Below are 25,656 nucleotides of genomic sequence, written 5' to 3'. Positions count from 1 at the left end.
AACAAAAATGACATATTAATGTCATTAATTTGCCATATTTCTTTTCTATTATAAAAGTATGTTTCAATCTGATTCAATCGCTTTTAACGTGAATAAACTATTTCTCAGTATTTTATTTAACTAAAGGCATCATACTTTTAAAAGGAAAAAATATGTTGATGAATAAATTCAAAATTAAAAAAGCAGTTGCTTTAGTCAAAAATGTGTTATTTACAGGCTCAATTTTAGGGATCTCATGTTCCGCTTTTTCAGCAGATGACATCAAACCTGTTAAAAATATTATAATTATGATTCCAGATGGTATGAGTGTATCTGGTACTACATTAACCCGACTATATAATGGTGCTCCTCTGACTTTAGATCCTCTTGCAGTTGGTTTGATGAGCACTTGGAGTTCAGATGGTACAATTGCTGATTCAGCGCCTGCAGGATCAGCAATTTCAACAGGATGGAAGTCACAAAGTGGCAACATTGCAAGCACTGGTAAAGTTTATTCTTTATCTTCAACAAGATCATCAGATGAAGCGCTTAGACCGGTCGCTACAATTTTAGAGGCAGCCAGATTAAAAGGTAAAGCGATAGGAGTGGTCAGTACGAGTGAATTCATGCATGCAACTCCTGCTGATTTTACCGCCCATGACCCGTCACGTAAAAGTTATGATAACCTAACAGAGCAAATGGTTTACAATCATTTAGATGTTATTTTGGGTGGTGGAACTAAATATTTGCGCGCTGACATACGTAAAGATAATGAAGATATGAAAGAAATTCTCATAAAAAAAGGTTACTCATTTGTTGATTCGACTGAGGCATTAAAGAATTTTGAGGGTAAAAGGCTTGTCGGTGTATTTGGTAAAACTCCTGAACATACAGCTATATCAAACGATATCGATAGAGATTCTCGCCTTGAACCTGCTTTAGAAGAGATGACCGATGTTGCAATCAAAACTTTATCTAAAGATGAGGATGGATTTGTTTTAATGATTGAAGGATCTAAAATTGATTGGTCTGCGCATGCTAACGATCCTATTGGTATGATCAGTGAAATAGCAGCGTTTGATAAAGCCGTAGCAAAGGCGCTTACTTACGCAAAGGCAGATGGTAATACGTTATTGATTTCAGTTTCAGATCATGGAAATTCAGGAATATCTATTGGAAATAGAGACACGAGTGAAAACTATGATAAAACATCATGGACAGAATTTGTCACTCCTTTAAAAGCAGCATTAGTTACGGGCGAAGGATTTGAAGAAAAACTTCCAGCAAATAGAGAGGGTGGGTCTGTAGAGACAATGGGGAATGAAGTACGTCGCTTAGCTCAAGAATGGTTGGGAGTCACTGATTTAACAAATCAAGAAATTGAATCTATATTAAAAGCTAAAAAGGGCCAGATCAATTATGCTGTTGGTCCTATCTTAGCTAAACGAGCTAAAATAGGTTTCACCACAAATGGGCACACAGGTGAAGATACTGTGTTGTATAGTTATGATCCAAGAGGAACACTCTTAAAAGGACTGGTTGATAACACTGATGTAGCTAAATTTATGGCTCGTTCGATTGATGTTGATTTAGATAAGGCAACAGAAACTCTTTTTGTTGATGCTCAATCTGCATTTCTTGAGAAAAAAGCAACCATCATCCTTGATGAATCAGATGCAGAAAATCCTGTATTAGTGGTGACTAAAAATAATCAAACCTTACGTATTCCACGTAACAAAAGTGAAGTTTGGCTGAATGATACGATGGTAGAGTCTGATGGGGTGAATGTTTTTAATGGAGAAAAATGGTTTGTTAGCTCTAAAGTCATCAGTTTGATTAATTGATACCCTATTTCTTAAGGAGAAGCTTAATCATTCGAATACTGAGCATTGATTAGTTAATTTAAATTTTATGAGTTTGGGAATTGAGATAAATATTTCAATTCCCAAACTCCGCTAAATTACATCACATTATTAGCGAGACAGCAATTAATTTGGAACATCTACTTGCTCTAGTGGAAAAGACGGTAGGGATGCAAGGAGCCTTTTTCCATAAGGTTTATTTAATAATCTATTATCATATATAACAATCTCCCCAAAACAATCATGACTTCTGATCAACCGCCCTACTTGCTGAATTAATGTAAAAGAGGCTTGAGGAAGACTAAGTAAATCGAATGATGACTTTTTAAGATTCTTCAACCATTTCTCTTCCGTAAGAATAATCGGATTTGTCATAGGCGGGAAACCGATTTTATGGATATGGACTTGAGTCAAAAAGTCGCCTCTTAAATCCAGTCCTTCAGAAAAAGAGCTCATCCCAATAAGAACACTTTTTTCCTCATTTTTTATATTTTCTTGATGTAATTCTATCAGTCTTGCTCGAGGTTTATCTCCTTGTACTAAAAGAGTAAATTGATAAGCATCACAGAGTTCAATAAACCGTTTCATCGCGCGCTGGCTATTAAATAATACTAAAAAGGCTTTATGCCCTGATTCTTCGTATTGGTAATTAAAAAATCGCAACATTTCTTGTAAATGCTTTTCTTCATCTTCCATCACAGGACTTGTTTTCATGTTAGGAATAATGATTTTTCCCTGCTTGTGATGAGCGAAAGGGGAAGATAGTGCGATGAATTGATCTTTCGCTTCAGGATTTAAACCGGTTTGATCTTCAATACGATGAAAACTATTTAAAGAGCGCAATGTAGCAGAAGTAATTACCGCATGGGGGATTCGGTCCCAAATTATACTAGAAAGTTGATCACTTACCCTAAGCGCTGCACAATGAAAATAACATCCCATATATTGAGGATTTGCACTTCTTGAAAACCACTTGCTGATTGGCGCACTAGAAGATGTCTTTTTACAGGCCAGTTGCCATAACTGACTTAAGTTATCAAAGTAACCAAAAAAACGACTAATTTGAAGTTGAAATCGCTGAACTTTAGCAAGTTCTAGTTTATTACTGGATTCATTGAAATATGTTAGGAAAAAGTCAGCTACACTTGCTAATCGGCTATGAGATGTTTGTAGTGCTTGGCATAACAACTGAAATTCTTCTGGAAGTTGGCCGAGTTCAAAGATGTATAAGGGCTCTTGATTTTTATTATTTTCTTTGAATAATGTAGATTGAGAAGAACTTGAACCTTCATCATTCGGCAGATATTCATCAAATATCATCATTAAATGATCTGCAAGTTCTTTAGCTTGTTCTATATGATCGTCAAATCGTTCAATATTTTTTAATAAGGGAGGCTTTTCTGGGGGATCGAATAAAGTTGTCGCTTGTTTGATAATTTTACTGAAACCATCAAGTTGATTTAAACTTTGAAAAAGTGAAATTTCAGCATGCAGTTCTAGAGCGCCTCTGGCGACATCGGCTATATGATGGCCTTCATCTAGTACTAATAGCATTTTTTCTGGCGGAGGAAGTGTATTTTCATTTTCTAGTGCCGCGAGAACGAGGGCATGGTTCGTTATAATAATATCCGAATTTTCTATATCTTTACGAGAAAGATAAAAAGGGCACTCTCTAAAATGATAGCAGTTTCTTCCCAAACAATTTTGTTTATCTGTACTCATTTTCTGCCATAATGAGTCGCTAATGCTTTCGCTATGATGATCACGAACGCCATCCCATTTGTTTTTGATTAAATTATCGTAGAGCTGAAGGCAAAATTCGGCTTCATTTTGGTTTACATTAAACTCATCATCTTCAAATAAATCTAAAAAACCGGTCTGTCCATCATTTTTAGGAGATAAGTAGGTCAAATTTCTAGGGCAGACATAGCGCGCTCGTCCAAATACAGCGATAAATTTTATTTCTGGGATGATTTTTTGAATTAAAGGTAAATCTTTATTAAAGATCTGATCTTGAAGTGCTATATTAGCGGTACTTACGACCAATTTCTTTTCTTGGTTTTGAGCAACCGCAATCCCTGGAATAAGATAAGAAAGTGTTTTACCAACGCCTGTAGGAGCTTCTACAATAAGATGACGACCATTTTCTCCATTGAGAGAATTTGCAACATGCGCTATCATTTCTCGTTGCGGGGCTCTTGAAATGAAATTAGGAATATGATTTTGAAGTGCTTTGTACCACTTCGTGATATTATTTTTAACTTCGCTAGGTAATGCCATGCCACTTTCCCAAATAGAAATTATTAATGTTTAATTTCTTATGTTTAAATTGAGTTATACCAAAGTTTAGGAGAGTAAATGTTGTAGGTTTGCTCTTTTTCCTCTATTGTAGTATAGGCTCTTTGATTGTTTGTGATTGTTTGTAGAGATTTTAACATACTTGTGTAAGCTATACCCTAATCCGCTTTTAAGAGATAGTTTACCAGATTGTTTTAGAGAAAAGGTTTAAAATGAAAAAATTAGTAATTATTATTGTTGCAGTTGCCTTGTTAGCACTCTTTCTTGGTTTTAATCCATTACGCTATCACTTGACTGAAGAGAGAATTAATCAGTATTTGACTGAAAGGGCGGATAGCAAAAAATTTAACCGCGATATTGAAGTACCGAATGTGGCTAAAGCCAATATAAAAATTTCAGAGATGGTTGTCGAGGTAGGTAGAAGAGAGCCTAATTTAGTCCAATTTAATGCCAAAGCCAATTTAAGTCTTACTTCGCTTTTTGGTGATACGCAAACTGAACTGACCTTCACAATCAGTGCATCCCCTTATTTCGAACGAGATAAAAAAGCAATTTATGTCAAATCTATCGAAATTATTGATGCGAAGACTGAGTCTAATCGTGTGAACAGAGTTATGCCACTTCTCCAACCTATTTTGTCTGAGGCATTAAGTACTTATTTTGCTGACAATCCAGTTTATGATTTGAACCCAGATAAAAGTATTAAAGAATGGTTTGCCTATCGTTACGGAACAGGCATTAATGTCACACCTGGTACTGTCACTATATTTTTTGGGCGATAAAGAGATGATAACAGATATGGATAGCCACTATACGTTTGGATTTGTGTTAAAAAAATTAGTTGGGGGATTAGTTCAACCGTTACCCTTGGTAATTTTGTTACTCGTGCTAGGTGTGGTTTTACTCTGGCTAAAGAAAAGCCAAGTATTTGCAAAAATAGCAGTAACAGCAGGAACTGTAAGCCTGTTATTAATGTCTTTGCAACCGGTATCTAGCCCCCTACTTTCAAAAATTGAGGCACCTTTTGCAACATTTGATAAGGCAACAATATTAGCACAACATCCTAACATAAAATATATCGTGGTGCTCGGGGGAGGGCATACTTATAATCCTCAATGGGCACCCAGTTCTAATGTATTAAATAATAGCTTACCACGTATTGTTGAAGGTATTCGTATCCATTTATCCATACCTAATAGCCAATTGATATTTACAGGAGGAGCTGCTTTAAATAAGCAAAGCGCGGCAAAAAGTGCTGAAGATATTGCATTATCTCTTGGAGTGTTAAAAGACAATGTTGTGTTAGCTGATTTACCAAGAGACACAGTAGAAGAGGCCTTAGCAGTAAAATCTATTGTGGGTGATAGTGAATTTATTTTGGTAACATCAGCAAATCATTTGCCACGAGCCACTGATATTTTTAAAGCGCAAGGCTTAAATCCTCTGCCTATGCCAGCGAATCAATTAGCTATAACAACGGATTTACCTTTTTATGAAAAATGGTTTCCTCGAGCACTCTATCTTTCTCATTTTGAACGGGTTTGGTATGAATATTTAGGGCAGATGTGGCAGAAGATTAAGGGCAACGACAATTAGATAAAACCCAATATTATCGTTCATCTGGAAACTTATTGATAATTGTTTAGTGAATTAAGCATTAAGCACCAGATGAAATAGACTGATTTTATCCAATTAATGTTCGCGAGCGTGGTTTATGCTGTATTTAGGAATTTCAACAACTAAGTCTTCATCACCCACAATTGCCTGGCAGCTTAAGCGACTTTCAGGTTCTAATCCCCACGCTTTGTCCAACATATCTTCTTCTTGATCTGACGCTTCATTTAAAGAATCAAAGCCTTCACGAACAATGCAATGACAGGTCGTACAAGCACAAACTTTTTCACAAGCATGTTCAAGATTCATTCCATTACGTAAAGCAACATCTAAAATGGATTCACCTTTGTTTGCATCAACAACGGCACCATCAATACAATAATCTTCATGGGGTAAAAAAATAACTTTAGGCATAATCTTTATCTCCTTCTCAAAGGCACTAAATTTTATCAATCGATTGGCCTTTTAGGGCATGGGCGATTGCATTATCCATTCTTTTAGCAGCAAAATATTCAGTATCATCACTGAGTTTTTTAATGGCACTCTCTAATTGAGTCGTTTCATAATTATCTTGTTGCTCTATGATTGTTTGAAGGGCAGTGATTGCTGAATAAATAGCAGTCAATTCAGCATCGTTAAGTAAGTTTTTATCTTGATTCAAAGCCGCCTCAACACTTTCAATTAAACGTTGTGCATCGATTTTTTTTTCAAAAAATAGGCGCTTTTGAATATCTTCTTTTGCATTCGCTATTGAAGATTTGAGCATATCAGCTATTTGCGAATCAGATAGTCCATAAGAGGGTTTAACTTGTATCGCAGCTTGTACTTGAGTCGATTTTTCTATCGCACTGACACTTAAGAGTCCATCAGCATCGACCTGAAAGGTAACTCTAATATGTGCTGCGCCGGCAGCCATAGGCGGAATACCTTTTAAACTGAATTTTGCCAAAGATCGGCAATCTGCAACCAGTTCTCTTTCTCCCTGCACAACATGAAAAAACATACCTGTTTGACCGTCTTGGTACGTTGTGAATTCCTGTGCTCGTGCGATAGGAATCGTCGTGTTTCTAGGGATGATTTTTTCTACTAATCCCCCCATGGTTTCGATGCCTAACGACAAAGGGATTACATCTAAAAGGAGCATATCACTGTCAGGTTTATTGCCAATAAGTATATCCGCTTGAATTGCAGCGCCAATTGCAACAACTTCATCAGGATCTATGGAGGTTAAAGGGGGCTTTTGGAAAAATTCCCCTACTTGTTCTCGAATATATGGAACTCGCGTCGATCCTCCCACCAGCACGACATTATCGACCATTGAAGCATCTAGTCCTGCATCCTTTAAACTACGCCGGCAAACTAAGAGTGATTTTTTGACTAGAGCTGAAATTAATGATTCAAATCTATCTCTTGTGATGAGGCAACTTTTACCTTCAAATAGGACATTACACTCTTGTGAATCACTGAGCTGTTTTTTGGTTTTTATGGTAATATCAATGAGTTCTCGATAACGTTTTGAGTCCGATTTTATTGAAACATCGATATTTAATGCATTAATGATCTCATCAGCAAGCAGAACATCAAAATCATCGCCTCCAAGAGCAGAGTCTCCTCCTGTCGCTAAGACTTCAAATACACCTCTATGCAATTTAAGCAAAGAGACATCAAATGTACCTCCACCTAAGTCATAGACAGCAATAATTCCTTCTTCTTGACTATCAAGTCCATAAGCTATTGCAGCGGCTGTAGGCTCGTTTAGCAACCTTAACACATTTAATCCTGCGACATGGGCAGCATCTTTAGTTGCTTGCCTTTGAGCATCATCAAAATAGGCTGGTACAGTAATAACAACACCGTTAACTGTATCACCTAAAGTCAATTCTGCTCTTTGCACGAGTGCCTTTAATATGTCTGCTGAAATTTCTACGGGATGTTTGAGCCCTTGCGTTGTTAAAATGCGGGGCATATTTTTTTCATCTGCTTGGAATTCGTAAGGTAGATTAGGGTAACGCTGATTTATATCATTAAGGTTTTTTCCCATTAAGCGTTTAATGGAAATGATCGTATTTTCTGGGTCTAAACTGGCATTATTTAATGCTTTGTAACCTACAGTCGTTTGATCTTTTTGATAATTGACGACAGAGGGAAGCAGACTATTGCCCTTTTCATCAATGAGTGGCTTTGCTAAACCACTTTGCACTGCAGCTACTAGAGAATGGGTTGTCCCGAGATCAATACCGATTGCAATTTTTTTTTGGTGAGGTGCCGGTGCCATACCCGGTTCACTGATTTGTAATAATGCCATGAGTACCCTACAATAGATATTTAAAATCAACAGTTATAGCAATAAAAATTAAGCGGAGCAGAGCTCCGCATAAAAATAACGATTGTAATGATCACTAAAAAGTAGCCTTTCAATTAAGCCTCATTATTGAGAGCATTTAGGAGGCTAGTTTCTCTTCGAAATCATCAATAAGTCCAAGTAAACGTTCGTAATATTTTAATTTACGAAGACTGTCAGCTGCATTTTCCCAGTTACTGTAATCCACAGCTGTGAATAACTCATTCTTAAGATTGCGCTGCTCAACATCAATTTGTTGAACTAAAATTGTCAACTCCACTAACAAATCTTCGTGACTCAAATTTCTATTTGTTTGTAAAGAATCAATTTTTTCTCTCAATTCAAATTGATGGGTTAAAAATTTATTATCTTTCAACGTCAGGGCTTCATTTTGCACATCAATCCCTTTACATTGAAGTAGATACCCCGCACGCGTTAAAGGATCTTTAAGTGTCTGGTAAGCCGCATTAATTTCTGTGGCCATCTGTAAAGCACTTAATTTTTCCTTATCGTCAGCTGATGCAAAACGGTCAGGGTGGTAAAGGCGTTGTTTTTCTTGATAAATTTCCGTAAGATCAGAGATATCAATAAAGAAGTCCTCTGATAAATCAAATAGTTTAAAATAGTCCATGTGAATATATCATTTAAGAAAAAAGAGTTTTTACATCAATATAATAACTACTTAAAAACACTTAAATCGTAAAACTTTCGCCGCAACCGCACTCGTCTTTTACATTTGGATTATTAAACTTGAAGCCTTCATTAAGACCTTCTTTAACAAAATCAAGTTCAGTTCCATCAATGTAAACTAAGCTTTTAGCATCAACTACAATATTGACACCTTTTTCAGAAAACACCTCATCATCGTCCTGAGTTTCATCAACAAACTCAAGCACATAAGCCATACCAGAACAACCTGATGTTCTCACGCCTAAACGTAATCCAAAGCCTTTACCTCGATTATCGAGGAAAGATTTGATACGGTTCGCCGCATTATCAGTTAGATGTATAGCCATAAAATAAGATGTCCTTCAAAATGTCATATTAGGTGTTAGCACACTGCAAATTAGTATAAATAATATATTTTATTGTTAATAAAATTAATTAGAATAAAACAAAGGTGTCTATTTTAACTTATTACCGGCTAAAATACTTAGCTAAAACATATTATCATGCTATGTTTATTTACGATTTATTATTTTTGTTTTTATAGTCCGTTATCGCGGCTTTTATCGCATCCTCTGCTAAAATTGAACAGTGGATCTTCACAGGAGGAAGTTCCAACTCTTCAGCAATATCCGTATTTTTTATTTCTGCGGCTTCATCAAGCGATTTACCTTTCATCCACTCGGTAACCAGTGAACTAGAAGCAATTGCTGAACCGCATCCATAAGTTTTGAACTTAGCATCTTCAATGATACCTTGTTCATTAACTTTAATTTGTAATTTCATTACATCACCGCACGCAGGCGCACCGACCATTCCACTTCCAACGGAAGGGTCTTCACTGTCAAATGAACCTACATTACGTGGGTTTTCATAATGGTCGATAACTTTTTCACTGTACGCCATAAGAGTACTCCTTGATGAATTTAGTGTTATATATAGTGTCTAATTTAAAGGTTTCAACAAAAACATCTAAATTAGTGAATTATGCTTGATTATTTGGGGTCTCAAAAATTCAAATTTTCTAATTTTTGCACGATACCTTAATGGTATCAGTGTTCAACCCATTCTACTTTAGATAAATCTATTCCTGCTTTAAACATATCCCATAGCGGAGATAAGTCACGTAATTTACCAATAGACTGATGAACTAATTTGATTGCATAGTCTACATCTGCTTCTGTAGTAAAGCGACCGAATGAGAAACGAATTGAACTATGTGCTAGTTCATCATTTAAGCCTAAAGCTCTTAATACATATGAAGGCTCTAAACTCGCTGATGTACAAGCAGAACCAGAAGACACGGCGATATTTTTTAATGCCATGATTAATGATTCCCCTTCAACGTAGTTAAAGCTCACGTTTAGAATATGTGGTGCTGAGTTATCTAAAGAGCCATTGAGGTATACTTCCTCGATATCTTTTATCCCTTCCCAAAGTCTTAAACGTAAACTGTTTAATCTAAGACTCTCTTCTTTCATTTCTAGTTTGGCTAAATGATACGCTTCACCCATACCAACAATTTGATGAACAGGCAGAGTACCCGATCTTAAGCCTCCCTCGTGACCACCACCATGTTGTTGCGCTTCCAAACGAATTCTAGGTTTACGTTTTCTATTAACGTAAAGTGCACCAATACCTTTCGGTCCATACACTTTATGGCTACTGAATGACATCAAATCAACTGGGATATCATTCACATTAACTTCAATACGTCCTATTGCTTGTGTCGCATCTACATGAAAGATAGTACCATTTTCTCGGCATATGGTCCCTAAGGCTTTGATGTCTTGAATAACTCCAATTTCATTATTAACCAGCATAATTGAGGCAATAACAGTATCACTTCTTAACGCGGCTTTAAATGTGTCAAGCTCAATAAAACCCGAAGCGTTAGGAGAGAGATAAGTCACCTCAAATCCTTCTCTTTCCAGTTGTCTACATGTGTCTAGAACTGCTTTGTGCTCTGTCTTACTTGTAATAATATGTTTACCTTTAGATTTTTGGTAAAAGTCGCAAGCACCTTTGAGTGCTAGGTTGATTGATTCAGTTGCCCCCGATGTGAAAACGATTTCTTTTGCGTTGGCATCAATTAATTGAGCAACTTGCTCTCTTGCGTGTTCTACTGCATCTTGAGCATCCCAACCAAAACTATGCGATCTTGATGCCGGGTTACCAAAAATGCCATCTGGCGTTAAAAATTGCATCATTTTATTTGCAACTCTCGCATCCGTAGGCGTTGTTGCTGCATAATCTAAATAAATAGGTCTTTGCATAGTATCCTCTTGGGTATTTGCTTATTCTTATAAATACAACAATTGTTGGTTTAAATTAGTTAAATGCTTTATTACTTAGCGTTACGTTTTGTTAAGTATAGCTCTATTTAGTCATAACTAAATTGATTTAACCGAGATGTTTTTTAATTCACCTGGCAATTCAATAGGCTTTTTAGCTTGTCGTTCTATGACTTTTAAAACTTCTTGATTTTCTACCATATTGCCTAATGTGATGGCATTCAAGAAATCACTTATTTGATGATTTAATTGATGCCAAATGGTATGAGTTAAGCAACGTTTGCCATCCTGGCAACCAATGTCATCATTATGACATTTAGTCGTATCAATATTTTCGTTTACTGCCAGAATAATCTCACCAATAGTTATCTCATCTTTTGTTTTATTAAGAAGATAACCACCTCCAGGCCCACGGACACTCTTAACTAATTCAGCTCGCCTTAGCTTATTGAACAACTGCTCTAGATAAGATAAGGATATATCTTGCCTGTCAGCTATTGCAGTTAAAGGTACCGGACCGGAATACTCATGTATTGCGACATCAAACATTGCAGTTACAGCATATCTACCTTTGGCGGAGATTTTCATTTCCTGCGTTCTCTTATTATCATTTTTCACACCAGAAAAAAATAGTTGAGTAATTAACTCAGGTATTGTCATTTATCTGAGTAAAATAGTCAACTATTATAAGAGGTAAATAGTGTTAACTTTGGTTAATAAGTGTAAATTTTAGTGTTTTTATATTGCCAATGAAACTAATTTTCTGATTTATTGATTATATATCTTTGTACTGACTCTCTTACTTTAAGAGAGTTTTTTTCTCTAAAAGAATTAAATTATTGTTTTACTAAGCGGTTATGTGTCAACAAGCAGTAATGCTATAGGCGAAAAAAATAACATTATTCTAAAAAATAGTCTGTCCAAATATTGTTTCATCTTAAGGGTATTGACAATCTGATTTTTTAAGTGTGATTTAATCCACAAATAATGAGCGAAGGTGCTAGGAATCTTCTTATTGTGTTTTAATCCCTCGTTTTTTGAAGTATGAACAGTTAATTGTTTATTTTGGATTTGAATCAGAAGGCTGATGACTTAGCTCTTTGAGGTCGATATCATTAGCTAACTCTTCGGGTAAAAATTTTTCTACAGATGCAAGAATCCCCCTTAAAATATTTAATTCCTGCAAATTAGGCCTTGCTCTGGCATATAATCTTCTGAGTCTAGCCATTATTTGGCCCGGATGAGACTTTCGAATGAAGTGGCTTTTTTGTAGTACGGTTTCTAAATGATCATAAAAACGTTCCAAATCTTCGACTGGAGGGTACATTTCATGCTCTTTTTTAGCTAATCCATCTGCTGTATTATTGTTATTGTTATTGTTATTGTTATTTTGTTTTTTGTCAAAAAGCTTAATAGATATTGGGGTATCTTTCTCTTGTGGGTTTATGACTATTTGCCATGCTGTGCGTATCTCATAAGTAACGATTTGAACGGCCATCGCTAAATTAAGTGAGCTGTAGAGAGGATTTGTATCTACAGCTAGATGAAAATGGGAGAGTTGGAGCTCCGCATTTGTTAAGCCACTTCTTTCTCGACCAAACACGACTGCTACTTTAGCCTTTTGGGCTTCATCAATAATTTTTATACCCGCTTCTCTTGCAGTGACAATAGGCCAATCCAGTGTTCTTGAACGTGCACTTGTTGCAAGAACTAATTCACATCCTGTGATAGCGTCTTCTAGGGAGCTAACTATTTTGGCTTGACCAATAATATCACTCGCTCCAGCGGCCAAAGCCACGGCATGAGAATCAATATTTGCCTTTGGGTTAACTAAGTATAAATCATGTAGTCCCATGGTTTTCATTGCTCTGGCTACTGAGCCTATGTTGCCGTTATGAGAGGTTTCAACAAGTACTATTCGGATATTTTCTAACATATGGTTGTCATTTTTTATAGAATTAAAGAAATGGGTGCATAAAACTACTGATCTTATTAAAAACTTTATGGACGTTTTTTTCAGATCATATCATATTTTTATTCTCTAGTATTAAAAGGATGTAGCAAATTTGCCACAAACCTAAGCTTTATTAGAACAATGAAAGTAATGTGGTTCGATATAGTGATTTCCCTATTGTGGAAATTTATAGTTGTATCTCATCATGTTAAATATATAGTTATTTTTGAAGTTTTCATATACTAATTGAGATTGAAAATTTCAAGTCTTGGCAGCTGACCTCAATTGAACCTTTATGGGCATTGATGATTACTTTTGTCATGGCTAAACCTATACCGATGCTAGTCAGTTTTCCTTCGTTATTATTTCTGGAGGGATCTACTCGGTAAAATCTATCAAATAGTTTGCAGAGTTGTTCATTTGAGAGATTTTTTTCAATTTGATTTGTAAAAGAGATGACAATTTTATCATCCTGGACTTTTGTCGCTACCAAAATATCCGTATGAGGAATAGAGTATTTAAAGGCATTAGACAAGATATTTGAAATTGCTCTTTTTAACATTGATTTATTGCCAGATAAATTTGTTTGCTGTTGCATAATTCCTGAAATGTCAAAGTAAATCTTTTGCTGATTTATTTCACTTAATGCATCAAAATAGTCAATGGTTTCATTGACTAACTCTATCAAGTTGATTTGCTCGACATCGGGCAAATTATCCAGCGCATCGGTATTTGCCAAAAAAAGCATATCGTTCACCATTTTTGATAATCTTTCAAACTCCTCTAAATTACCATAGAGAGCTTCTTGGTATTCTTCTTTATTTCTCTCTTTTTGTAATATGATTTGTGTTTGAGTAATTAAATTAGTCATTGGAGTTCTTAACTCATGAGCAATGTCTTCACTAAATCTGGCTTGTTGCTCAAAAAAGGTATCTAGTTTCCACATCAGGTGGTTAAATGAAGCGATTAAAGGTTTTAATTCAATTGGGTAAGGTTCATCACTGATCCGAGTACTTAAATGGCCTCCTTGCACCGCTTTAATCTCATCGCTTATAGCTTTGATAGGAATTAATCCTCGTTTAATCAAATAGTGGACTATTATCATTGACAAAAAAGAGATAATAAGTGCTAAACTGATTAGTTGATATCTGAGTTCTTTTAAATATTCTTGATGAAAACTGATATCTAAACCGACAATGATTGCTGAATTTAATGGTGGCTGTTCTTTATTTAACTGATGAGGCTTAGTGCTGTTTAGAAGATAATTATTTTTCTTTTTTGCATAATCCACTTCTTTTACAATTAATACGCGGTAATTTGTGTTATTTATATTCCATGTATATAAGTCATGGCGAAAAGGTTCTAAGGTATTATTTTTAAATAAGTTATCTAGGCTATCGGTTGTTTGTAAAATTCTTGAATTGATGATTATTTTTTTGAGTTCAGGCCAGATATTTTCTTCAATAACTAATGGATGAAGTATTGTATTAAGGGTTTTGTTTTCTCCTTTTTTATTTATAATACTCGAAGAAGTAATTATAAAAAAAGAGTGATGTATTCCAAAAGAGTTATTGAGCAGATTAGCTAACATCATCTTTTGCATTTTATTTTTATTACCTAAAAGTGAATTAGCGACTGATTCTAATTGTGTTCTATCTTGGACAATAAAGTGATGCGTGATACTCCTTTCGACAATAAATGTCATCAGTAAAAATAGACAAAGTACACTTGTTCCAACAACAAGTGTTAAATATTTTGCCATAGATAATTTAAAGACAAATGTTCTATGAGGGTGCTTCAAAGTAGTATCCCATGCCTCTTTTAGTGTGGATTAATTTAATCTCTGATTCACTGTCAATTTTTTGCCTCAGTCGTTTAATGGCGACATCAATAATATTGGTATCACTATCAAAATTGATATCCCAAATCCGAGAGGCTATGACGGAACGCGTGAGTATTTGTGACGAATTTTCAATAAGCAGTAAAAGTAAGTTATATTCTTTTGGAGTTAGATGAATTATTTTCCCTCCTCTAGTGACTGTACGCTTTAATTTATCAATAGTCAGATCGGAAATTTGTAGAAAAAGCTCTTCATTTGGTTGATTAAAGGTTAATTGACTTCTTCTCAGCAAGCTATTGACTCTTGCTAACAATTCAGCAAAGGCAAAAGGTTTGGCTAGATAATCATCGGCCTTCAGATTAAAGCTTTTTACTTTGTCTTCAAGTGAATCTCTTGCAGTCAAAATGAGTATAGGCATAAAAAGGTCAGTTTTTCTTAAGCGTTTAGTGATATCCCAACCATTCATGCCAGGAAGCATAATATCAATAATCGCCAAATCATAATTTCCTGTTAAGGCTAATTCAAGCCCTTGCTTACCTTCTTTAGCAATATCTACAGAAAATCCAGATTCCTCTAATCCTTGTTTTATGTATAAGCCTATTTTTATTTCATCTTCGATGATTAATACTTTCACTTATTCAATCCTTTCGAGCTGTTCGATCATAAAAAAATGAGCGCGAGATATTAAGGCGCTTTAGCTTCGTTAAGTTACCATATTCTCATTTAAAAGAGTAATGTTAGAGTAATTATGACAATATTGTCATCAATTTGTAGGCGATTTGTCATTAACTATATGTTAATATTATAAAAAATGAATCAAACGAATAGTTTTTCGATTAACTGATAAGTTAAGAAAACACAAGTAGCAAAGCATGCATTATTAAATCTATTGGAGATAATATGAAATTAACTCAATTAACTTTACTCACTGTGATGAGTCTACTTTCTCAGAATTTATTTGCTTCATCTGCAGATACTTTGCCGAGTAAGAATTCTATGAATCATCATAAACATTATTCTCATGGTGCAGAACATACAAAAAATAGTCTTAATAATCAGGTAAAGCATTCAGGAAATCAGAAAATGATATCCTCCGACACTAAGGTTTCCTCTCATAATGATATGCATGATATGCATGGTATGCATGGTATGAAAAAAGCTTCAAAAGATAGGTTGACTCCTGCGAGTTATTTTGGGGTAGCTAGAAATCAACCCTTAAAACCATTAATTACAATTCAAAACATGAGCACTGAAAAAGGAGTTTTTAAAGCTATTTTGGAACCAAAGCAGTCAGTTAAAAGAATGTCTGATAAAGCCTCTCCTGAGTTATGGCTTTATAACGGAGAAATTCTTCCCTTGATAGAAGTTAATGCGGGAGATAAAGTTGAAATTACCGTAAAGAATAGATTAAATGAAGACACAACAGTGCATTGGCATGGGTTGGCTATTCCTCCTTCACAAGATGGAAATCCCCAAGATCCTATAGCTCCAAATGCGCAAAGGACTTATGAATTTACTACAAATGAAGATATGGCGGGTACGCATTGGTTTCATCCACATACGCATTTAAGAACTAGTACTCAAGTAGCTAAAGGGCTTGCAGGTGCTTTTATAATTAAAAATTCTAATGATCCATTAGCCCATATTCCAGAGCAAACACTTTTTTTTAGCGACTTAAAACTCGATAAAAATGGTCAAATTGCAGAAAATGATATGATTGATATCATGAATGGAAGAGAAGGGCAATTTGCACTAATTAACGGTCAGTGGGAACCAGAAATCGAGCTTGATGGCACTCAAAGGTGGAGACTCATTAATGGTAATTCTGCAAGATATCTTAATTTTTCTTTTCCCAAAGAAATGGTTGAGGTGTATTTAGTGGCAACGGATGGGGGATTAATTGAATCTCCTCAACAAATAGAGTCACTTCTTCTGACTCCAGGAGAAAGAGCTGAGATTGTTGTAACCCCTAAATCTGATAAGATTTTTTCACTGATGGCTTCAGCCTATGATAGAGATAAGATGGGACCTGTGCCTAAAGAAGTTGATTTAGTTCTAGCCCAAATACATCCTAAAGTAGGTACACGAATAAAACTGCCTAGTACTCTAACAGATATTACGCCACTCCCTAAGCCAAGTGTTACTCGCAAAGTCATTTTCTCTGAAGAAATGGCACCTTTAAAATTTTTGATTAATGGTCAATCACATGACATGAACCGAATTGATTTTAAGATGAATAAGGGGGAAGTTGAGTTATGGGAAATTACTAACCAAAGTCATATGGATCATAATTTCCACTTGCATGGACCTCAATTTCAAGTCATTGAATTTGAAAATAATGGTGTTGTCAGTAAACCTCCCTTCACCTTGTTCAAAGATACGATTAATGTTAGACCAGGAGAAACCATCCGAGTCTTGACTCAACAGAATCATACAGGAATTAGAATGTTCCATTGTCATATATTAGAGCATGAGGATGCTGGAATGATGGGACAAGTTGAGGTGTTGTAATGTGCGATTTCACTAGGATATTTTCATCTATGTAGAAATTGAGCCCATATTGGTTCAGTCAATCTAAATCAACTCAGTTTAAGAGGTTGTAATTTGAATTGAGTTGATTTTTGTCTTGCACTTGGTTTAGTTTTTTAGCTATTATCTGGCTATGTTGTCCTCATTACCTATTATTAAGTTTTCCAACAATTAACTTTCCATGAAATTCGTTCGTTTCTAGATTGTTTATTGCATATTCTAAATTATGTTCTGTTATTCCCCCGCAAGCGACTAACTTAATTCGTTGCTCTGCCCTTTTTAGAAGTATTTTAAGGTTTTCCAGTCCATCAAAGAAACTGGATTTAGATCCCGATGACAATATTCTATGAAATTTGAGCGCAATGAGTTGTTCTAAGAGTTGTTGTTTATCCTCTACTTCATCAAATGCTTTATGAAATGTTTTTTCTAAACCATCAGCTTCATCTATAAGTAATTGAATTCTCATATCTAGTAATTTGTTATTTGTAAGTGCCCCAAATACAACACCTGTAGCTCCTATTTCTCTGCTTATTTTGATGTCATTACGCATGACTTCAAATTCATCATCGGTATAAAAAAAATCACCAGCTCTTGGACGAATGAGTACAAAAATGGGTAAAGGAATATTTTTTATGCTTTGCTTGATGGTTCCAAATGAAGGAGTAACGCCACCAACGTTAAGATCAGCACATAACTCAATTCGAGAAGCCCCTTTTTTATAAGCATCCATGGCTTCTTCATAGCTTCCCACACATGCTTCTTTAATGATTTTTCGGTTCATATCGACTCCTTTATCTACTAACATAAATAAAATTATTATTAAATAAAATGCCACGTAATAAAATAAAATGCCACGTAATAAAATAAAACGCCCGGAAAATTCCAGGCGCTTTAATCAATTAATTGTCGGTATATGACTTAGCGATTAACGAGGCAACTTTTTCATCGCCCCAGCGATCAATTCTGCTTTCATTCCTACAACAATCTGAACAGCACCAGCGCCAGGTCTTACAACTCCTGACGCACCTAGCTCTTTAGCTGTCGCTTCATCAATGATTGAATTGTCTTTAACAGTTAATCTTAAACGAGTAATACATGCATCAATTGCAAGAACATTATCCCATCCACCTGCAACATTTAAATAGCCTATAGCAAGACTTTCTAAATTCTCAGTAGTTTTGGTGGAACTTTTAGCAGAGTTGCTCTCTTTTTCACGACCCGGTGTGAGAAGGTTCAATGCTTTTATCATAAAACGGAATAGCACATAATATATACCGAAAAATGCGAGACCCTGAACGATCAGCATATACCACTTTACACCCAAAGGATTACGTGCTGAAAGCAACATATCTACAAGACCTGCACTAAATCCAAATCCTGCCATCCATTCCATGTGTGCAGCGATGAAGACAGATAGACCTGTTAATAATGCATGCATAACATAAAGTACGGGTGCTACAAACATGAAAGCAAATTCTAAGGGTTCCGTCACACCAGTAAAGAATGAGGCAAATCCACCGGCAAGAAATATTCCCGCGATTTTAGTCTTATTTTCAGGGCGAGCACAATGATACATGGCCAATGCAGCGCCGGGTAAACCAAACATCATGATGGGGAAGAACCCAGCTTGATAACGGCCTGTAACACCCACGATTGCAACACCTGCATCAATCGCATCTTGGCCATCTATGAAGTTTTTAATATCATTTATTCCAGCTACATCAAACCAAAACACAGAGTTTAGTGCATGATGAAGGCCTACAGGGATAAGCAAACGATTGAAAAAAGCATAAACGCCTGCGCCCACCGATCCCATGTCTTTAATTGAGTTTCCAAAAGCAACCAATGCATCATAAATATAAGGCCAGACATACATAAGAATGAAACTTAAACCTATCATGACAAAAGAGGATATAATTGGAACTAGTCGTTTACCATTGAAGAAAGAAAATGCTTGGGGTAATTGAACTTCATAAAAACGATTATATAACGCAGCGGAAATCACGCCCACTAAAATACCAACGAATTGATTATTTATGCTTTTAAAAGCAGTAGGGACTTCTTCACTAGGGATTCCAATGATTTGAGAAATGGTTTCGGGTGAGCATAAAGTCAACACCACCATAAAAGAGACAAAACCTGTCAAGGCAGCAGAACCATGTTTATCATTTGACATCCCAAAAGCGAGACCAATAGCAAATAGCATCGGCATATTGTCTAAGATAGCCCCTCCTGACTTAATTAATAATGCTGCGGATGCACTTTTCTCGCCCCAATTGGGGTCTATCCAATACCCAATACCTACTAATATTGCCGCGGCAGGTAGCACTGCGACGGGAACCATCAGGGCAGCTCCGATGCGCTGAAAATATTTTAAAATACCCATAATTACCTCACTTAGTTAATCTTAAATGCCATGATTTTAAAAAATTTAGATACCCATTTTCTATGGTGCTACTTTTATCTTAAAGTAATTATTTTACTAATCAAAATAATTATTCATTTATTTGTGACTCATATCAATATAAAAGAATAAAAACTGTTATATTCCCTAAAAATTAAACTATTATGGCTTTCTTATTTTGCGGTGAGAAATAAGGTGAAGTTGTAATGTTTGATTGCATTTTTTCGTTACTGTTACACTTAACTAGCTGATGTAATTTGAAAAAAGCAGTTGCTATTATTTTTCGATTGCTATAATTTGTGTTAATATTAAGCAAATTTTGGAAAATATTTACACTGTGATGTATTTCTAAGGATGAATTATGATTTTACCTGCTTCTTACACACCGGTTCTCGGGCATTTTGATTTAGTCAAACGACTTAATTATGCTGCGGTGTACCAAGTTCTTGACAAAGAAGGGCCTATTGCAAGAATACAACTATCACAAAAAAGCCAATTAGCACCAGCGAGTATCACAAAAATAATTCGTTCTTTTGAGCATATTGGTTTGATAAATGAGATAGAACATCAAGTCTCTACAGGGGGAAGAAGGCCTGTTTCGTTAGAACTCGCCTCAGAAAATTTTCATGTTATTGGGGTAAGATTAGGCAGGGATAATTTAGATATTGGTCTATATACACTGAATGCTAAGTTACTCGTAAAAAAAAATCATGCGCTTATATATGAAGATTTAGTTTCTCTTGAGGAGTTTTTGGTTCACTCTTTAGAAACATTTATTTTAGAAAACAGCCATATAATTAAAAGAAAAATTGCAATCAGTGTCACGATGCCTGGGATCATAGGGGATGTGGTTTATTATTTACCTCACCTTGCTGTTAATAAGTGGGACTTAGTGTCAAAATTATCCTCGCATTTTGATTGTCAAATCTATATCGGTAACCATGTTCGAAGTCTTGCCCTAGCAGAGCACTATTTTGGTAGTACTCAAGATGTAAGGGACTCTATTCTTATCAGTATTCATCATGGTGTTGGAGCCGGGATTATTTTGAATGGTGAAATTTTATTGGGGCAAAAAGGTAATTTAGCAGAAATAGGTCATATCCAAATCGATCCGTTAGGACCTAAATGTCACTGCGGGCAATTTGGTTGTCTTGAAACCGTGGTTGCTAATAAAACGATAAAAGAAAAAGTCGCTAGATTATTAGATGAGGGGGCTGATACTCTTCTTACGAGGGATATGTCTATTACTCAAATCAGCAGTTTAGCCATAAAAAATGACAAAATTGCTATGAATATTATTAAAGAAGCAGGGAATAACCTAGGTAAAGTGATTGCAATTTTGATCAATTTGTTAAATCCCCAAAAAATTGTGATTACTGGCGAGTTGATTCAAGCGGAAGCACTTTTACTCTCATCCATACAACGGGTAGTTGAAAAAGAGAGCCTTGATAATTTTAATAAAAGTACTGAAATTTCTATTGCAGAGCTAAGGCATGATTCTACCTTAGGCGCATTTGCGTTAGTTAAACGAAGATTATTAAACGGTGAGCTACTGAGTCAACTAATTGAAATGAAAAAAACATATTAAATATCACTCTTTGTTCTCGTTGTTAACTTTTATTTGAAAACTATGAATAATGGAGACGTAATATAACTTCATGACAAGTTGAGATTGTCTTAGATAATTTAATTGAAGAGAAAATTGATTATAAAGTAATTCAAATGTCATGAATTTAGAAACTAGCATATAGATTATATTTCTGAAGATAAAATGTGATTTGATATTAGTTTTATGCTGATGGAGTTTTGAAACAAAGAGGCAAAGTCAGCCGAGGTTCCCAAAAAAATTAGCCAAGTTCTTAGAGGTGCGATTTATCATATATTTATTTTTCTAGCAATAGAGACGCTCTATAGTTCCAAAGACCCATTGTTTTCAATGCATTTCGGTAAATGCCTGTATTTTCTTTTTCATTGGCTTGAGCTAAATCTTTAATTGGTTTATCAGCATAGCTTACTGTATTAAAATAGATATCATTTGCCCTGTTTGCTGTGTCGCTAATTTGAAAACCACTTGTCCCCTGCGTACATGACTTGCTGATCTGATAATTTTTGCATGTGCAATATCATGTTTTGCTAAACCAAAAGCTGAATATAATGCATTTTCTACTTTTGATAATGCATAATTTTCTTCAATGATTCTAGCGGGGTTGATGCCCTTTTGGATGAGCAAATTAAAACAGTATCTTAATGTTTTTGAATTTTAAGCTAATTGAAATAAAAGTTAATATTGATGATGCGCTTAATTAAAGATCTTGAGTATGCAATTTATAATTTTTTGCCAGTGTTGTGGTTAGAGATAAATTATAACTGACCTAGAGTTGAACCTGACATACTCAATTAAGTTATTGGCTATCAAGATATTGAGATACAACTCAGAATTGTAATTAGCGATATAGTGTTAATTATCCCCTATTACGAACGAGTTTCTTCGCAACTGAGCTTATTTTTTGCCTTAGAAAACCGTGTTTTTTTTCTGATGGGTGATGCTGGTTCGATTTATGGCCGATGTTTTTTCTTAATAAATGTTCTGAAACAGAGTTGCCATTTTTGTTGTCAACAGAAGGCACAAAATCGTTAGAATCAGTAACTGCCAAACTATTATTCAAAGTGGGTACGTCTGAACCTATTACCAAATTAGAGTCATTGGTTTGATTATGAGGCGCCTCTTCAAAAAAGTCTAATTCTAGTCTAGATGGAAGCTCATATGTCCCATAAGCTGCCCCTTGAATATTTTTAGCTTCTAAGGAGAGATTCAGCTCTTCATCGCCTACCATAAATGAGAGCATACTCAACGAACCTTGCAAAATGGTATTATTGAATAGCTGGAGTTTTTCTCTACCTGTCCAAGCACCTAAAATATACAGCATAGGTAGATAGTGCTCTAAAGTTGGGTGTGCCAAAAGGGCATCAGGATGAGATTGAAAATTGACTAGCGGGTGATTTTCTGTAAAGGCATGGCTATCTAAATTGTCTAGGACAAATTGATTAAAATTTTCTGCCCAAGTATAAGGTGACTGATCTATTTCCCATTTCAATTGTCTTAAATTATGGACCACATTGCCTGTACCAATAAGAAGTATCCCCTGGCGTCTCAATTCGCTAAGCGCTCTACCAAATTCATGATGAAAAGCGGGTGGCTTTGATATGTCTAAGCTCAGTTCTAAGACAGGTATATCTGCATCTGGGTACATATGACTCAATATGCTCCAAGCGCCATGATCTAATCCCCAATCCGTGTAGTCTTCATAGATTGGGGTGAACTCTTCTAACGATTTTACAATATGAGAAGCCATAAAGGGAGAACCTTTGGCTGAATATTCAAGCTCAACGAGTTCATTAGGAAAACCTACAAAATCATGGATAGTTTTAGGTCTATCCATTGCTGTAATAGAAGTCATTCCATGAGTGATGTAGTGTGAAGAGATAACTAATATTGCTCTAGGCTTAGGCAATTGCTGACCGAGTTGGTACCAACTTAAACTAAAGCGATTTAATGTAATGGCATTCATCGGTGAGCCGTGACCAATAAAGAGGGCCGGCATTAAAATTTCTTTCTTCATACAGGTAATTAGTTATTCTCTTTAGTATACATAGGAGATCATTAACAGCGACTTGTCCTGTCACTCATCTTGACTCAGTGGGAACTATTGTTAATTAAATGCTTAATATCTTGTCTATATGTTTATTTTATACTAATTGTGTGCTTCAGCGTGTTTTTTTCACTCTTTTTTATAAAAAAGATCTGAGTTTTTCTATCATACTTGAAGGGTGAAAGTTACAGGACCATCGTTTTGTAAAAAAACTTGCATATCTTGAGCAAATTGACCTGTTTGTGTGGGGACCTGCTCTTTTGCTTGCTGAACAAAATAATCATATAATTCTTCAGCTAGTGCAGGGGGGGCTCCTTTGGTGAAGCTGGGTCTTAATCCTTTATCAGTTTGAGCCACCAAAGTAAATTGAGACACCACTAAAATTTCTCCTTGAATGTCTTTGACACATAAATTCATTTTTCCTGCTTTATCACTGAAAAGTCGATAATTAAGGATCTTATGTAGTAACTTATCTGCATGCACCTTATTATCAGAGGCTTCAACACCTAGTAATATCAATATCCCTTGATTAATTTTACCTACACAGTCATTATTTATTTCAACTCTTGCTTGTCGAACTCTTTGTATCAGGGCTATCATGGTAAAAGTCCTTTTGCTTTGAAGTATTTTGTCAATTGCTCATGTCGTTCAATATGTAAAGACGGTAAACCAATGTGCCATGCAGCGTCAATATTATTCTTATTATCATCAAAAAAGAGGGCATTTTCTTTTGGGTGTTGCATGACTTCAAGAACTTTTAGATAAATTTCGGCATCAGGTTTTCTCATACCCATTTCATGGGAAAGAAATATCTTATCAAAAAAGGGGAGCAATTCACTGAATGCTTTTTTCCAATAGAGTGTATGTGCATGGTTTGTGTTTGATAACATGGCTAGGCGATGGTTATTCATTTTGAGTGAGTGTAAAAGATCAATTATCTGAGGTTTAATATCGATAAGTAATGCACACCAACTTTCGAGAAACTCTTCAAAGGATAAATTAATCTTTAGAGATTGATTTATATGTAGTGCAAAATCTTTATCACTGAGTAGCCCTTTTTCATGCAGACAAAAAGCGTCATCCATGGAAAATTTTTGCTGTAACTCTGCAAGTGAACGGTCAGAATAATGGCTAAATAGAGATAAAGTTCGATTAAAATCAATGTTAATAAGCACGTTACCCAAGTCAAAGATGTAGAGTATTTTTTTCTGTAACTTATAGATTTACTAGTCTTAATATCTTATCCCTATCTGACTTTAGTAAGGATGGTGTTTCCTTTTATAACATAATAAGCCGACCATATATTTTGACTATTTGCTTGTTGCTTGTAAATCTGGCCTAACTCCTAGTGTATGACAAATGGCATAGCTGAGTTCTGCGCGGTTAAGTGTGTAGAAATGAAAATCTTTGACTCCTTCACGACTTAAGATTTTAACCATTTCCATAGCAACAGACGCACCAACCATTTTACGAGTTTCAGGATCGTTATCTAATCCAATGAACATATTTTTCAACCAGTCAGGTACTTTGACATTGGTCATTGTGGCAAATTTTTGAAGTTGATTAAAATTTGACACTGGCAATATGCCAGGGATAATGTCTGCATCGATACCGATAGCGACGCAGCGATCACGAAAACGCAGGTAACTTTCGATGTCAAAGAAAAATTGGGTAATTGCTCTATTCGCGCCCGCATCAAGCTTCGCTTTTAAATTAATCAAATCGGATTTGGCATTTTTAGCCTCAGGGTGTACTTCTGGATAAGCAGCAACTGAAATATCAAAATCCGCGACAGATTTTAATAAAGTGACAAGATCTGCTGCATACATATCAGGTTTCCCACTATTGGGGGGGAGATCTCCTCTAAGCGCAACGATATGCCTTATGCCATTATCAAAATAATCTTTTGCAATTTGGATTAGCTCTTCTTTGGATGCGTCAATGCAGGTCAAATGTGGAGCTGCGATGAGTCCCGTTTTATTCTTAATTTCTTTGATGATGCTGTGTGTTCTGTCTCTTTCCCCTGAATTAGCACCATAAGTCACTGAAACAAATTTGGGCTTCAATGTGCTTAAACGTTCAATCGATTGCCAAAGTGTATTGGTCATTTCTTCCGTTTTAGGTGGGAAAAATTCAAATGAGACATTTATCTTGCCTTGCAAAGAGGCAAGATTTTGGTTTAGAGCTTCGCTGTGCTGCGCATAAAAAAAAGACATATTGACATC

The 25,656-nt window shown here is 35.5% G+C and carries 21 protein-coding genes and 2 pseudogenes; 5 read left to right on the top strand and 18 right to left on the bottom strand.

Translation table 11 applies throughout. The features are described 5' to 3' along the window. The first annotated feature begins 158 nt into the window (after window positions 1-158). The gene (locus ACFFIT_RS10860; RefSeq protein ID WP_385877693.1) at window positions 159-1,823 is read left to right on the top strand and encodes an alkaline phosphatase; all 1,665 of its coding nucleotides are present in this window, start codon (window positions 159-161) and stop codon (window positions 1,821-1,823) included. 144 nt (window positions 1,824-1,967) lie between these two features. Here ACFFIT_RS10860 and dinG read toward each other — a convergent pair whose 3' ends face one another. Then, window positions 1,968-4,121: an ATP-dependent DNA helicase DinG gene (dinG, locus tag ACFFIT_RS10855; RefSeq protein WP_385877692.1), complete on the bottom strand. Its 2,154-nt coding sequence runs from the start codon at window positions 4,119-4,121 to the stop codon at window positions 1,968-1,970. A gap of 230 nt (window positions 4,122-4,351) precedes the next feature. Here dinG and ACFFIT_RS10850 point away from each other — a divergent pair, with 230 nt between their 5' ends. Continuing rightward, window positions 4,352-4,921, top strand: a complete 570-nt coding sequence (locus ACFFIT_RS10850; protein WP_385877690.1) for a DUF1439 domain-containing protein — start codon at window positions 4,352-4,354, stop codon at window positions 4,919-4,921. 16 nt (window positions 4,922-4,937) lie between these two features. After that, window positions 4,938-5,735, top strand: a complete 798-nt coding sequence (gene elyC, locus ACFFIT_RS10845; RefSeq protein ID WP_385877736.1) for an envelope biogenesis factor ElyC — start codon at window positions 4,938-4,940, stop codon at window positions 5,733-5,735. A 96-nt stretch (window positions 5,736-5,831) separates the two neighbouring features. On the opposite strand, the gene fdx is transcribed toward elyC, so the two are convergent. The 10 genes from fdx to ACFFIT_RS10795 all read right to left on the bottom strand — a co-directional run bounded on the left by fdx (window position 5,832) and on the right by ACFFIT_RS10795 (window position 15,482). Continuing rightward, window positions 5,832-6,167, bottom strand: coding sequence for an ISC system 2Fe-2S type ferredoxin (fdx, locus tag ACFFIT_RS10840; RefSeq protein WP_385877689.1), 336 nt, complete (start codon window positions 6,165-6,167; stop codon window positions 5,832-5,834). A 25-nt stretch (window positions 6,168-6,192) separates the two neighbouring features. Further along, window positions 6,193-8,058, bottom strand: coding sequence for a Fe-S protein assembly chaperone HscA (hscA, locus tag ACFFIT_RS10835; protein ID WP_385877688.1), 1,866 nt, complete (start codon window positions 8,056-8,058; stop codon window positions 6,193-6,195). A gap of 136 nt (window positions 8,059-8,194) precedes the next feature. Next, window positions 8,195-8,725 (bottom strand): Fe-S protein assembly co-chaperone HscB, encoded by a 531-nt coding sequence (gene hscB / locus ACFFIT_RS10830; protein WP_385877687.1) that lies wholly within the window; start codon window positions 8,723-8,725, stop codon window positions 8,195-8,197. Window positions 8,726-8,786: 61 nt separating this feature from the next. After that, window positions 8,787-9,110 carry an iron-sulfur cluster assembly protein IscA gene (gene iscA / locus ACFFIT_RS10825; protein WP_385877686.1) on the bottom strand — a complete coding sequence of 108 codons (324 nt, stop codon included), beginning with the start codon at window positions 9,108-9,110 and terminating at the stop codon, window positions 8,787-8,789. Between the two features lie 169 nt (window positions 9,111-9,279). Beyond that, window positions 9,280-9,666: a Fe-S cluster assembly scaffold IscU gene (gene iscU, locus ACFFIT_RS10820; RefSeq protein WP_385877685.1), complete on the bottom strand. Its 387-nt coding sequence runs from the start codon at window positions 9,664-9,666 to the stop codon at window positions 9,280-9,282. 146 nt (window positions 9,667-9,812) lie between these two features. Then, the gene (locus tag ACFFIT_RS10815) at window positions 9,813-11,036 is read right to left on the bottom strand and encodes an IscS subfamily cysteine desulfurase (RefSeq protein ID WP_385877684.1); all 1,224 of its coding nucleotides are present in this window, start codon (window positions 11,034-11,036) and stop codon (window positions 9,813-9,815) included. Between the two features lie 117 nt (window positions 11,037-11,153). Next, window positions 11,154-11,642 (bottom strand): Rrf2 family transcriptional regulator, encoded by a 489-nt coding sequence (locus ACFFIT_RS10810; protein WP_385877683.1) that lies wholly within the window; start codon window positions 11,640-11,642, stop codon window positions 11,154-11,156. Between the two features lie 472 nt (window positions 11,643-12,114). Beyond that, the gene (locus tag ACFFIT_RS10805) at window positions 12,115-12,990 is read right to left on the bottom strand and encodes a TrmJ/YjtD family RNA methyltransferase (RefSeq protein ID WP_385877682.1); all 876 of its coding nucleotides are present in this window, start codon (window positions 12,988-12,990) and stop codon (window positions 12,115-12,117) included. Between the two features lie 253 nt (window positions 12,991-13,243). Beyond that, window positions 13,244-14,809: a heavy metal sensor histidine kinase gene (locus ACFFIT_RS10800; protein ID WP_385877681.1), complete on the bottom strand. Its 1,566-nt coding sequence runs from the start codon at window positions 14,807-14,809 to the stop codon at window positions 13,244-13,246. Beyond that, entirely contained in the window at window positions 14,793-15,482 is a 690-nt protein-coding gene (locus ACFFIT_RS10795) for a heavy metal response regulator transcription factor (protein WP_385877680.1), read from the bottom strand. The genes ACFFIT_RS10800 and ACFFIT_RS10795 overlap by 17 nt, the downstream gene beginning before the upstream one ends. Window positions 15,483-15,748: 266 nt before the next feature. On the opposite strand from ACFFIT_RS10795, the gene ACFFIT_RS10790 reads away from it, so the two are divergent. Beyond that, complete coding sequence (locus ACFFIT_RS10790; protein WP_385877679.1) at window positions 15,749-17,359, top strand: multicopper oxidase family protein; 1,611 nt, start codon at window positions 15,749-15,751, stop codon at window positions 17,357-17,359. A 163-nt stretch (window positions 17,360-17,522) separates the two neighbouring features. Here ACFFIT_RS10790 and ACFFIT_RS10785 read toward each other — a convergent pair whose 3' ends face one another. Continuing rightward, window positions 17,523-18,158, bottom strand: a complete 636-nt coding sequence (locus ACFFIT_RS10785; protein ID WP_385877678.1) for a copper homeostasis protein CutC — start codon at window positions 18,156-18,158, stop codon at window positions 17,523-17,525. A gap of 159 nt (window positions 18,159-18,317) precedes the next feature. Beyond that, a pseudogene (gene nagE / locus ACFFIT_RS10780) lies at window positions 18,318-19,763 on the bottom strand (N-acetylglucosamine-specific PTS transporter subunit IIBC); the annotation flags it as partial. Between the two features lie 379 nt (window positions 19,764-20,142). On the opposite strand from nagE, the gene ACFFIT_RS10775 reads away from it, so the two are divergent. Then, window positions 20,143-21,369, top strand: a complete 1,227-nt coding sequence (locus tag ACFFIT_RS10775; RefSeq protein WP_385877676.1) for an ROK family protein — start codon at window positions 20,143-20,145, stop codon at window positions 21,367-21,369. A 423-nt stretch (window positions 21,370-21,792) separates the two neighbouring features. Here ACFFIT_RS10775 and ACFFIT_RS10770 read toward each other — a convergent pair whose 3' ends face one another. From ACFFIT_RS10770 to metF, 5 genes and pseudogenes are all read right to left on the bottom strand, one after another. Further along, window positions 21,793-22,011: a YdcF family protein gene (locus ACFFIT_RS10770; RefSeq protein ID WP_385877675.1), complete on the bottom strand. Its 219-nt coding sequence runs from the start codon at window positions 22,009-22,011 to the stop codon at window positions 21,793-21,795. Window positions 22,012-22,606: 595 nt separating this feature from the next. Further along, window positions 22,607-23,383, bottom strand: a pseudogene (gene ygiD, locus ACFFIT_RS10765) (4,5-DOPA-extradiol-dioxygenase); the annotation flags it as partial. Window positions 23,384-23,596: 213 nt separating this feature from the next. Next, window positions 23,597-24,031: a D-aminoacyl-tRNA deacylase gene (gene dtd / locus ACFFIT_RS10760; protein WP_385877674.1), complete on the bottom strand. Its 435-nt coding sequence runs from the start codon at window positions 24,029-24,031 to the stop codon at window positions 23,597-23,599. Then, window positions 24,028-24,615, bottom strand: coding sequence for an HAD-IA family hydrolase (locus ACFFIT_RS10755; protein WP_385877673.1), 588 nt, complete (start codon window positions 24,613-24,615; stop codon window positions 24,028-24,030). The genes dtd and ACFFIT_RS10755 overlap by 4 nt, the downstream gene beginning before the upstream one ends. Before the next feature lie 126 nt (window positions 24,616-24,741). Next, window positions 24,742-25,647, bottom strand: a complete 906-nt coding sequence (gene metF / locus ACFFIT_RS10750; RefSeq protein ID WP_385877672.1) for a methylenetetrahydrofolate reductase — start codon at window positions 25,645-25,647, stop codon at window positions 24,742-24,744. Window positions 25,648-25,656: the final 9 nt, after the last annotated feature.

The organism is Thorsellia kenyensis, assembly GCF_042432445.1.
GTDB lineage: Bacteria > Pseudomonadota > Gammaproteobacteria > Enterobacterales > Thorselliaceae > Thorsellia > Thorsellia kenyensis.
Note: the sequence above shows the minus strand (reverse complement) of the source record. Positions and strands in the feature narration are given on the sequence as shown.